Source organism: Arthrobacter sp. 05L45_2 (genome assembly GCF_056397525.1).
Map to the genome: position 1 here is coordinate 1 of NZ_JBFTNO010000107.1, position 10308 is coordinate 10308.

Annotated in this window: 12 protein-coding genes; 3 read left to right on the forward strand and 9 right to left on the reverse strand. The window is 69.6% G+C overall.

Annotated elements, in window-relative coordinates; all coding sequences use genetic code 11:
• Positions 1–1042, reverse strand: a 1042-nt coding sequence (locus AC1DHD_RS09765) for a cystathionine beta-synthase (RefSeq protein ID WP_476879522.1), incomplete at its 3' end; no start/stop codon positions are given.
• Between the two features lie 131 nt (positions 1043–1173).
• On the opposite strand from AC1DHD_RS09765, the gene AC1DHD_RS09770 reads away from it, so the two are divergent.
• Entirely contained in the window at positions 1174–2307 is a 1134-nt protein-coding gene (locus AC1DHD_RS09770; RefSeq protein WP_476879533.1) for an SLC13 family permease, read from the forward strand.
• Between the two features lie 10 nt (positions 2308–2317).
• On the opposite strand, the gene AC1DHD_RS09775 is transcribed toward AC1DHD_RS09770, so the two are convergent.
• The gene (locus tag AC1DHD_RS09775; RefSeq protein WP_476879523.1) at positions 2318–2755 is read right to left on the reverse strand and encodes a VOC family protein; all 438 of its coding nucleotides are present in this window, start codon (positions 2753–2755) and stop codon (positions 2318–2320) included.
• 177 nt (positions 2756–2932) lie between these two features.
• On the opposite strand from AC1DHD_RS09775, the gene AC1DHD_RS09780 reads away from it, so the two are divergent.
• Entirely contained in the window at positions 2933–3913 is a 981-nt protein-coding gene (locus AC1DHD_RS09780) for a DNA-3-methyladenine glycosylase family protein (protein WP_476879524.1), read from the forward strand.
• Between the two features lie 52 nt (positions 3914–3965).
• Here the strand turns inward: AC1DHD_RS09780 and AC1DHD_RS09785 are convergent, their stop codons facing one another.
• On the reverse strand, positions 3966–5642 hold the full coding sequence (locus AC1DHD_RS09785) for an AMP-binding protein (RefSeq protein ID WP_476879525.1): 1677 nt from the start codon (positions 5640–5642) through the stop codon (positions 3966–3968).
• A gap of 112 nt (positions 5643–5754) precedes the next feature.
• Between AC1DHD_RS09785 and AC1DHD_RS09790 the strand changes: the two genes are divergently transcribed.
• Positions 5755–6033: a putative quinol monooxygenase gene (locus AC1DHD_RS09790; protein ID WP_476879526.1), complete on the forward strand. Its 279-nt coding sequence runs from the start codon at positions 5755–5757 to the stop codon at positions 6031–6033.
• Positions 6034–6160: 127 nt separating this feature from the next.
• Here the strand turns inward: AC1DHD_RS09790 and trxA are convergent, their stop codons facing one another.
• From trxA to AC1DHD_RS09820, 6 genes are all read right to left on the reverse strand, one after another.
• Entirely contained in the window at positions 6161–6568 is a 408-nt protein-coding gene (gene trxA / locus AC1DHD_RS09795) for a thioredoxin (protein ID WP_476879527.1), read from the reverse strand.
• A 67-nt stretch (positions 6569–6635) separates the two neighbouring features.
• Positions 6636–7181, reverse strand: a complete 546-nt coding sequence (locus AC1DHD_RS09800; protein WP_476879528.1) for an acyl-CoA thioesterase — start codon at positions 7179–7181, stop codon at positions 6636–6638.
• A gap of 54 nt (positions 7182–7235) precedes the next feature.
• Positions 7236–7961, reverse strand: a complete 726-nt coding sequence (locus tag AC1DHD_RS09805; RefSeq protein WP_476879529.1) for a Type 1 glutamine amidotransferase-like domain-containing protein — start codon at positions 7959–7961, stop codon at positions 7236–7238.
• Between the two features lie 30 nt (positions 7962–7991).
• A complete protein-coding gene (locus tag AC1DHD_RS09810) occupies positions 7992–8396 on the reverse strand; it encodes a VOC family protein (RefSeq protein ID WP_476879530.1) in 405 nt (134 codons plus the stop codon).
• 52 nt (positions 8397–8448) lie between these two features.
• Entirely contained in the window at positions 8449–9021 is a 573-nt protein-coding gene (locus AC1DHD_RS09815) for a GNAT family N-acetyltransferase (RefSeq protein WP_476879531.1), read from the reverse strand.
• Positions 9022–9073: 52 nt separating this feature from the next.
• Positions 9074–10237: an EAL domain-containing protein gene (locus tag AC1DHD_RS09820; RefSeq protein ID WP_476879532.1), complete on the reverse strand. Its 1164-nt coding sequence runs from the start codon at positions 10235–10237 to the stop codon at positions 9074–9076.
• Positions 10238–10308 lie beyond the last annotated feature (71 nt).

Here is a 10308-nt window from a genome sequence, read left to right on the forward strand (position 1 = left end):
GCACCAGGTCCGGCAGCTCGCCGGTCTTGGCCTTGAGCACCTCGCCCACCGATGCCTCGTCGCCGCCGGACAGGAAGCCGTAGCTGCGCATCCACTGGTCGTTGAAGATCTTGGCCAGGTAGCCGCGGCCGGAATCGGGCAGGATAACGACGACGACGGCGTCCGCCGGCAGGTCCTTGGCGGCCTGCAGCGCGGCGACGACGGCCATGCCGGAGGACCCGCCGACCAGCAGGCCCTCTTCGCGGGCCAGGCGGCGGGTCATGGCGAACGAATCGGCGTCGCTGACGGCGATGACGTCGTCCGGCACCGCCTTGTCGTAGTTGGCCGGCCACATGTCCTCGCCGACGCCCTCAACGAAGTAGGGCCTTCCGGTGCCGCCGGAGTAGACCGAGCCGGACGGGTCGGCGCCGATGATCCTGACCACGCCGCCGTCGGCAGCGGAACGGTCCGCGGAGACTTCCTTGAGGTACCGGCCGGTGCCGGTGATGGTGCCGCCGGTGCCGGCGCCGATCACGCAGTGCGTGATTTTGCCGTCGGTGTCCTGCCAGATTTCCGGGCCGGTGGACTCGTAGTGGCTGGCGGGAGCGGCGGGGTTGGAGAACTGGTCCGGCTTGTAGGCGCCGGGGATCTCGGTGACCAGGCGGTCCGAGACACCGTAGTAGCTCTGCGGGCTGTCGGGGGCGACGGCGGTGGGTGTGACCACAACTTCGGCGCCGTAGGCCTGAAGTACGGCGCGCTTGTCCTCGCCGACCTTGTCCGGGACCACGAAGATGCAGCGGTAGCCCTTCTGCTGCGCGACGAGTGCCAGGCCCACCCCGGTGTTGCCGGACGTGGGCTCCACGATGGTCCCGCCGGGCTGGAGCTTTCCGCTGCGCTCGGCCTCTTCGATCATCTTGGCGGCGATGCGGTCCTTGATGGAGCCGCCCGGGTTCAGGTATTCGAGCTTGACCAGGACCGTGGCGGCGATGCCTTCGGTGACGTGGTTGAGTTTGACGAGCGGCGTGTTGCCGATGAGGTCCAGGATGGACTGCGCGTACTTCATAGGTACAAAGTTACCGTCTTTGCACCGGGGACCACGTCGCGGTGCCGCCGCCGCCCGGCAGGTGCGACGATTAGCCGGTGAAGAAACGGTCCTGGTGGAAGACGCTGCGGAGCTACCTGGTTCCCGGCGGCATGCTCGTCGTCGGCGCCCTGGCACTGGCCACCGGCCTGCTGCCTTGGCCCGCGTTCGAGGAGCTCACCGGCCGCACCGTCCCCGTGCTGGGATTTGTGGTGGCGATGTCCCTGGTCACCGAACTGGTGGACGACGCCGGGTTGTTCCGGACCGTCACGGACCGGCTGGCCGCACTGGGCCGCGGCCGGGTGCTCCTCCTGTGGTTCCTGGTGATCGCGCTGGCGACAGTGTCCACTGTGTTCCTGTCGCTGGACACGACGGCGGTGCTGGTGACGCCCGTCGTCGTCCTGCTGGCCGTCCACGCCCGGATTCCCCCGCTTCCGTTCGCCCTGACCACCATCTGGCTCGCCAACACGGCCTCGCTGCTGCTGCCGGTGTCCAACCTGACCAACCTGCTGGCCCAGTCGCGGCTGGGCCTGAGTCCGGCGGCGTTCGCCTCGCTGGTGTGGGCGCCCGCGCTCGTCGGGATCCTGTTGCCCCTGGTCCTGCTCTGGCTGGCGTTCCGCAAGGACCTGCGCGGCCGGTACGAGCCGCAGCCGGCCCACCGGGTGCGGGACAAGGTGCTGCTGTACTCCTCGGCCGGGGTGCTGCTCCTGCTCCTGCCGGCCCTGGTGTCGGGGATTCCGGTCCAGTACCCCGCCGGAGCCGCGGCCGCGGCACTCCTGGCGCTGTTTCTGTGGCGCCGCCGGTCGAGCCTGCGCTGGTCCATGATTCCGTGGCGGCCGCTGATGCTGACCGTCGGGCTGTTTATGGTGGTGGAGGCCCTGCACGCCAATGGCCTGGCCAGGGTCCTTGCCGGAGTCGCGGGTTCCGGGGACAGCCTCCCGGCCCTACTGCAGCTGGCCGGGCTCGGGGCCGGCGCGGCGAACGCGGTCAACAACCTCCCCGCCTACCTCGCGCTGGAACCGGTGGGCGGTTCGCCGGTGCGGCTCGCGGCCCTGCTGATCGGAGTCAACGTGGGCCCCCTCGTGAGCCCGTGGGCGTCACTGGCGACCCTGCTCTGGCATGAACGGCTGCGCGCCCTCAACGTCGAGATCCGCTGGGGCGGCTTCGCCTTGGCCGGCCTGGCCGCCGTCGTCCTGACCGTCCCGGCGGCGGTGGTGGTCCTATGGCTGGCCAGCGGCATGCACTAGGCAGCGGCGCTCAGGCGCCGATGTCGTTGCCGGCACTCCCCGCGGGCGCGTCTCCGGGGGCCTCCCCCGCGTCGGGGGCGTTCTGCCACAGCCCCACCACGTTGCCTTCGGTGTCCTTGAAGTACGCGTTCCAGCCCATGCCGGGGACCTCCACCTTCTCCCGGTGAACTGAACCGCCGAGGGCCACGATCTGCCGCAGGGCGTCGTCAATGTCCTCGACGTCCACGGTAACCACCGGCGTGGTCAGGTCCGAGCGGCGGAACAGGCCGCCGTTGATCGATCCGGCCACGGCGGGCCGGCCGTCGTCGCCCATCGGGGTGGTCATCGCCAGGCTGTAGTCCATCTCCGGCATAACCTGGAAACCCCAGCCGAACACCGAGGTGTAGAACTCCCGGGCGCGGTTCTCGTCGTCCGCGGGAAGCTCGAAGTGCACCACTCCACCAGCCATCACACTCTCCTGACCGCTATCGGCTCCGCACCCGGGGCGGGCACGGACATCCATGCATCAGCCGGATTCTAGTCCCGCCCGGCGCCCCCGGATAAGGGCCGCCCGGCACGGGGCCGCACGCAGCCGCGGCCCTTGGCGGATGCTCCGGCCGTCGGCCCGTCGTGGGATCATGGTCCGGTGACTTCAGCAGAACTTCCCGCCTGCGCCCCTGCCGCGGCGGACGCTTCTCTGCGCTGGCATCCGGGCGGCCCGTTCGACCTGATGCAGACCCTCGGACCCCTGCGCCGGGGCCACGGCGATCCGTCCATCCGGGTCGCTCCGGACGGCTTCTGGATGGCGTTTACGACGCCGGCAGGCCCGGCGACCCTCCGCCTGGCGTCCGGCGGCCCTGCGGCTGCGTCCTGGGTTGAGGCCCGCGCCTGGGGGCCGGGGGCGGCGGAGGCGACCGGCGCCGTTCCGCGGCTGCTGGGGCGCGACGACGACTGGAGCGCCTTCGACGAACCCGGCTTCCACGCCACACTCCCCCGCATGGTGGTGGAGGCCCGGCGCCGGAACCTCGCCCTCAGGCTGCCCTCCACGGGCCGGATGGTCGATGCCCTGGTGCCCACCATCATGGAGCAAAAAGTCACGGTGATCGAGGCCCGCCGCGGTTACCGCTACCTGGTGTACCGCTTCGGAACCCCGGCCCCCGGTGCGGGTACCGTAGCCCCGGTCGGCTTGCTGCTCCAGCCCACGCCCGCGCAGTGGTTGCGGATTCCGTCGTGGGAGTGGCACAAGGCCGGGGTTGGCCCGCAGCGGTCGGCCACCATCATGCGGGCCCTGCGGTCCGCGGCCGCCCTAGAGCGGCTGGCAGAGCTCCCCGCCGCGGAAGCAGGCGCCAAGCTGCAGACCATTCCCGGCGTCGGCGTCTGGACGGCCGCCGAGGTGGTGCAGCGCACGCACGGGTGCCCGGACTCCATCGCGGTGGGCGACTACCATCTGGCGGCCTACGTCGGCGCGGCACTGACCGGGCGCCGGACCGACGACGCGGGGATGCTGCGGCTCCTGGCTCCCTGGGCCGGGCACCGCCAGCGCGTGGTGCGGATGATCGGCCTCAGCGGATTCCGCAAACCCGTCTTCGGTCCGCGGATGACCATCCAGGACCACCGCGCGCACTAGACCGGGCGCTTCGGGCCCGGAGCCCGCCCTGCCTGCTCCAGCCCGCGGCCGGCTACAGATGCAGCCGGGCCACGGCCTCCTGCCGCATATCCACCTTGCGGATCTTCCCGGAGACGGTCATCGGGAAACTGTCCCGGACGTCGACGTAGCGCGGGATTTTGTAGTGTGCGAGCTTGCCGCGGCAGAATTCCGCGAGGGCCGCGGCATCCAGCGGCGCAGCCCCGGGCTTGAGGATGATGCAGGCCATCAGTTCCTCGCCGAAGGTGGCGTCCGGGACGCCGATCACCTGGACGTCCTGGACATCGGGGTGGCTGTAGAGGAACTCCTCGATCTCGCGCGGGTAGATGTTCTCGCCGCCGCGGATCACCATGTCCTTGATCCGGCCCTCGATGACCAGGTAGCCGTCCTGGTCCATCCGGGCGAGGTCCCCGGTGTGCATCCAGCCCTCGGCGTCGATGGCCTCGGCGGTCTTGTCCGGCTGGTTCCAGTAGCCCTGCATCACGGAGTATCCGCGGGTGCACAGCTCGCCGATGTCCCCGCGCTGGGACGTCTCCCCGGTGGCCGGGTCCACGATCCTGCTCTCCAGGTGCGGCATGGTCCGGCCTACGGTTTCGGTGCGCTGGGCCATGGTGTCGCCGTCGCGCGTCATGGTGGACACGGGCGAGGTCTCCGTCATGCCGTAGCAAATGGCGACGTCGCGCATGTTCATCTCCGAGATCACCCGGTTCATCACCTCGATGGGGCACAGCGAGCCCGCCATGACCCCGGTGCGCAGCGTGGAGAGGTCGTAGCTGCTGAAATCCGGGAGGGCGAGCTCGGCGATGAACATGGTGGGCACGCCGTACAGCGACGTTCCGCCGAAGTCCTGCACGGATTCCAGGGCGGCGGCCGGCGTGAATCCGCGGCCCGGGATGATGGTGGCCGCACCGTGGCTGAAGGCTGCAAGGTTGCCGATCACCATCCCGAAGCAGTGGTAGAAGGGCACCGGCAGCACCACGCGGTCGTGCTCGGTATACGCCAGCAGTTCACCGATGGAGTAGCCGTTGTTGAGCAGATTGTGGTGCGTGAGCGTGGCGCCCTTGGGGAAGCCGGTGGTGCCGGAGGTGTACTGCAGATTGATGGGGTCGTGCGGGGTGAGCTCGGCCATCCGCGCTTTCAGTCCGGAGTGCGCGACGTCGTCCGCCCGCCGCAGCAGTTCGGCGAACGTTTGTTCCGCGCTGCTCTCCGGGTCCCCGGCGGTGAGGCCCGGCAGCCCGCCGTCGGGCAGGAACACCAGTTCGTGCAGTTCAGGGCACGCGGCCAGGGCCTGCCGGGCCATGGCGGTGTAGTCGCTGTTTTTGTCCGACGGCGCCGCGACCAGCATGCGCATGCCGTTTTGTTTGACCACGAACTCGAGTTCGTGGCTGCGGTAGGCCGGGTTGACGTTGACCAGGATCGCCCCGATCTTCGCCGTGGCGTACTGCAGGATGGTCCATTCGGCGCAGTTCGGGCTCCAGATGCCCACCCGCTCGCCCTTGGCCACGCCGACCGCCAGCAGCGCACGGGCCAGCCGGTCGACGTCGTCGTTCATCTTGGTGTAGCTCCACCGGCGGGCTTCCCCGCCGGGAACCGCGGCGGCCTCGATCAGGGCGTCGTGGAAGGGAAACCGGGCGACGATCCGCTCGAAGTTCTCGCCAATGGTCTCATCGAGCAGCGGGACGTCAGTGTCCCCGGCTGTGTACGCAAGCATGGTGCGACGCTACCAACAGGCGGCCGGCAAGAGAAGGGTGAAGCGTGGAAGTCCTAGGAAATCTTCCCGCCGGTTTCCGATGACAACGCGGCCGTTCGGTAGGGTGAAAAGCATGAGCGCACCCATTGACCTGCTGGCCACTTTCATCCCCAACGAGGGCGAATTCTTCCGCGTGAAGCTCGCCCTGGAAATCGCCATCGACGAGGTGGTCAACGAGCCCGGCTGCCTGCGCTACAAACTCACCGAAGCGACCGAGGACAAGCTGGTCCTCACCGAGCAGTGGGCCTCCCAGGAAGACCTGGACAAGCACTCCAAGGGCACGGCGGTGCAGGACCTCAACGAGTCGCTGAGCGCGCTGCTGGCCGAGCCGGTGAAGCTGGAAAAGCTCTAGGCTCCCGAAACTCCAACAAAAACGCGGGGCCACTCCGCGCCGGCAGTCCCTCTCGGGACGGGCGCGGGGTGGCCCCGCGGTGTTGGGTCGTGGCCCGGGGCGTCGGCCCGGGATCCGAGTCCCGGGACTAGGCGTCCGGGATCTGCGTGCCGTCCTGCGGGGTAGCGGCGGCCTCGGCTTGGGAGCGGGCCACGTGTGCGTGGACTTCCTCCATGTCGAGGGCCTTGACGGCGTCGACAACCTGCTCCAGCTGCTGGGCATTCAGCGCGCCGGGCTGGGAGAACACCAGCACCTTTTCGCGGAAAGCCATCAGCGTGGGGATGGAGGTGATACCGGCCTCGGCTGCGAGCTGCTGCTCCGCCTCGGTGTCCACCTTGGAGAACACCACGTCCGGGTGCTTCTCCGAGACGGCCGAGTACGTGGGGCCAAACTGCTTGCACGGGCCGCACCATTCGGCCCAGAAGTCTACGAGGACAATGTCGTTGTCCTCGACGGTCGATGCGAACTGTTCACCTGTAATGTCTACGGTTGCCATGGTTCAACGGTACGCGAGGCGCCTGCGAAAGTCCCCCGCGTTTCGCTGTTGGCACATCCCTGCCGGACTAGGCCCAGGCGTGCGGGGCAGCGCGGCGGGCGCCCGGCAGCGCGTTGGTTTCCCGCCATTCGTGGATCCAGGCGGGCAGCTCCAGGTCCGCCGGCGGGGCGCCGAATTCGCGGATGATCTCGTCCTGGCTGACCGGCTTTCCCTTGCTGACCAGTCGGGTGGCGATGTGGGCTCGCGCGTAGATCTCGCCGTCCACCACCATGCGCTGTTCGAAATAGATCGCCTTCTCATCCAGCCCGATGATCCTGGTCTCGATCGAGTACTGCTGCCAGAGCTGCAGGGAACGCCTGAATGCGATGGTCTCCCCCGCGGCCACCGGCGTCCAGCCGCGCCGGCGCATCGCCTTCCAGGTGCCGCTGCGCGCCATCAGGTCGAAACGGCCCAGGTCCATCAGGGAAAAATACATGCCGTTATTGACATGCATGGCGATATCGATGTCCGTGGGCAGCACGCGCAGCGGCAGCGAGGACGCGTCCCAGATGCTCAGTGGCGGGCGCCGCGAGGACGTGAGGAGCAGGAGGAGGGTGCGCAGAAGCAGGTGCATGAACAACATGTTACCCGTCAGTAACAACGGGCGGCAAGGGTGATCTTGCCGGACTCAGCCGGCGCTGAGGACGGCTACGGCCGCCTTGTTCCCGGCGCCCCGGATGGACCAGCAGTTCCCGGTGCCGATGACCTCCATGTCCGCCAGGTCCGCGTGCCGGAGCACTAGGGCCGTGTTCTCGTCCACCGCCACTGCCCGGTCCACGAGTCCGCCAGCCACGGCAGCCACCGCCCGGCTCAGGGTTCCGGCCTGCGCGGCATGGACATCGACGGCGAACGGGACCAGCCCCAGCCCGTCGCGCACCTCCAGTTCGTCGAGTCCTTCGGAGCACTCCTCCGAGCAGACCTCGACGCCGCGGAGCCGGTAGCCGCCCACCAGCGCATGCTGCGGCGCGATCATGGCACCGGCCGAGAAGCCCAGATAGGGCACACCGTCCGCGACCGCAGACCGGATGGCCTGAGCCGAACCCTGCAGGCCGGCCAGGTACTCGGTCGTCGGGCCGCCGCCGACGACAATCCCGTCGACGCCGTCGAACATCCCAGGGTCAGCCGGTTCGTGGGAGCGGATGAGGACCGGCGCCACCTCGCAGGCCAGGCGGGAATGCAGCGGCTCCAGGTAGGCGGGCAGGAAGTACTCCGCGCTGCCTTCGCGGTCAAATAGCACGACGGCGACCCGTGCGGTGCGTCCGCCTGCGCGGCGCCGCACGCCGTCGGCGAAGCGGTCGAAAACGACCGGTGTTGTGACGGTATCCGGTCCGCCGCCGGCCAGGATGATGCTCATGGGTATTACCGTACCCGCCGGGCCTTCGCCTCAGTCGGCTGCGATCAGCTCCACTTCGAAGCCGTCGGAGTTGACCAGGTAGGCGGCAAAGTGTTCCGGGCCGCCGGCATGGGGGTACGTCTCCGGGAACAGTTCGGTCCAGCCGCGGGCCGGGGCGTCCGCGGCCACGGCGTCCACCTGCGCCCGGGTCCCGGCCCAGAACGCCAGGTGGTTCAGCCCGGGAGCGGTGCGGTGATGGGCCCGGCCGCTCAGGTCCGGTGACTCCTCAACCACGATGTACGTGGGCCCGCGCCGCCAGCTCCGCCCGTGCGTCCAGTCCTGGTGCTGGTCATAGCCGAGCCGGGCCAGCAGCCAGCCCCACTCCTCCCGCGCACGGCCCAGATGGGGTACCCACAGCTCGACGTGGTGCAGGGCACCGAACGATTCGACAGTCACCGTCAGAGTCTCCCATGCGGCCCGGGTCTGGCCCCGGCGCGGTGACCGTCCCTCAGTCCAGGATGTGCTGGAACAGAACGTGGTCCTGCCAGGCGCCGGCGATCTGCAGGTAGTCGGGGGCGAACCCGATTTCCCGGAACCCGGCCCGCTGCAGCACCTTCTGCGAGGCGGCATTGTGCGGCAGGGTGGCTGCCTGGAGGCGATGCAGCCCCAGTTCGGCACGCGCGGCCGCCACAACGTGGGCGACGGCGGCCGAGGCAATGCCCCGGCCGGACAAATCCCCATCCACCCAGTACCCGAGGTTGGCGCTAAGGAACGGTCCGCGCACGATCCCGCTCAGGGTCATGGTGCCCACGGCACGGTCACCGGCCACCAGGATCCACGGGACCGCTGCGCCGTCGGCGAACTCGTCGAGCTTTGCGCCGATGCTGGCGCGCTGGCCGTCCGTGGTGAAGAACCCGTCCGGACGGACGGGTTCCCAGGGCGCCAGGTGGTCACGGTTGCGCCGGTAGGCGGCGCCCAGCAAGACCGCGTCGGAGACGCGGAGCGGCCGGATGCTGATCCCGCCGGGCAGCTCCGCCGCCAACGGGTCACGCGGGTCACGCGGGTCATCGGGGAAAGGCATACCCTCATCCTCGCACCGCGACCGACGGCGGCCGGCCCGCCTTCAGGTGGGCCTAGCCGGCCGCCGGCTCTTCGGTGCCGGCGAGCGCCACGATCATCCGCTCCATCCGGGCAACGCCGGCGAAGCGGCCGGCGTTGTCGGTCACCAGGAGCATGTCGAACCGTTGGTTCCGCGGCCTGGTCATCGAGCGGGCGAGCGCCTGGCTGAGCGGGGTATCAAGGTTCACCCGCATCCCCGGGCTCACCACCCCCAGGGCGGAAGCACCGGCGTCGAGCACCGCCACGGGCCGCAGATGGTCACCCAGCAGCACCACGGCCTCCAGCGCGGGGTTCCCGGCAAAGGCCTCGGCCGCCTGGGTGACTCCTGCCGCCGTCGTCGCCGGCTCGACGACGTCGCGGATGACTGTTTTGTGGGCCACGGGCCGGGTGCTGGCCAGGCGGTGGGCCAGGTCCAGGTCGATGCCGGCCCACGGCGGCGCGGGCCGGGCGAGGTGGTATCCCTGAACGAGGGGCACACCCAGGGCCACCAGCGCGTCGAGTTCCTCGGCCCGTTCCACACCCTCGGCGAGGATCCACGCATCCACACGGCTCGCAAACGCGCCCAGCATGTCAATCAGGGCCCGCTTGGCCTCATCGCGGTCCACGTCCTGGATCAGGGCGCGGTCGATCTTGATCATGGCCGGCCGCAGGGCCAGCAGGTGGCGCAGTCCCGCGTAACCGGCTCCGGCGTCGTCGACGGCGATCAGCGCGCCGGCCGCCCGCAGCTGGTTCAGGTCCGGTTCGAGTTCCACGTAGGACTCGATCGGGGTCTGCTCCGTGAGCTCGACGATGAGGCCGTCCAGCCTGCCCTCGTCGCGCCAGACGCTGCGGATACATTCCGAGGTCAGGAGCTCCGGTGAGACGTTGACGGTCATAAAGCAGTTCGGCGGCAGCGCGGGCCGGGCCTGGAGTGCCGTCCGGAGGGCCGCCGCTTCCAGCTCGGCGGCCCTGCCGTTCCTGCGGGCGGCCGCGAACCACACTTCGGGGTTCTTCTCCGTGTAGCCCGGGAAACGCGCCAAGGCCTCATAGCCCACCACTGTGCCGCGCGCGGTATCAACAATGGGCTGGTAGGCCGCGGCCAGGCCTTCGCCGCGGCAGGCCGCGGTGAGGTTGGCGTCCCAGTCAGGCCGCCCCTCTGCGCCTGCTCCGGCGGGCCCGCCGCCGGCAGTCGGTATCAACTAACCGGGACGATGGCTTTGTGGACCGATTCCACGAGTTCGGCGGGCAGCTCGGTCAGTCCGTGCACGGC

Bases quoted from the DNA above. Each gene is read 5' to 3' on its own strand.
- AC1DHD_RS09800 (WP_476879528.1), bottom strand. From the start codon at position 7,181: ATGCACCTGCTTCTGCGCACCCTCCTCCTGCTCCTCACGTCCTCGCGG.
- AC1DHD_RS09775 (WP_476879523.1), bottom strand. From the start codon at position 2,755: ATGGCTGGTGGAGTGGTGCACTTCGAGCTTCCCGCGGACGACGAGAAC.
- AC1DHD_RS09770 (WP_476879533.1), top strand. From the start codon at position 1,174: ATGCTCGTCGTCGGCGCCCTGGCACTGGCCACCGGCCTGCTGCCTTGG.
- AC1DHD_RS09805 (WP_476879529.1), bottom strand. From the start codon at position 7,961: ATGAGCATCATCCTGGCCGGCGGCGGACCGGATACCGTCACAACACCG.
- AC1DHD_RS09785 (WP_476879525.1), bottom strand. From the start codon at position 5,642: ATGCTTGCGTACACAGCCGGGGACACTGACGTCCCGCTGCTCGATGAG.
- AC1DHD_RS09815 (WP_476879531.1), bottom strand. From the start codon at position 9,021: ATGCCTTTCCCCGATGACCCGCGTGACCCGCGTGACCCGTTGGCGGCG.
- AC1DHD_RS09790 (WP_476879526.1), top strand. From the start codon at position 5,755: ATGAGCGCACCCATTGACCTGCTGGCCACTTTCATCCCCAACGAGGGC.
- trxA (WP_476879527.1), bottom strand. From the start codon at position 6,568: ATGGCAACCGTAGACATTACAGGTGAACAGTTCGCATCGACCGTCGAG.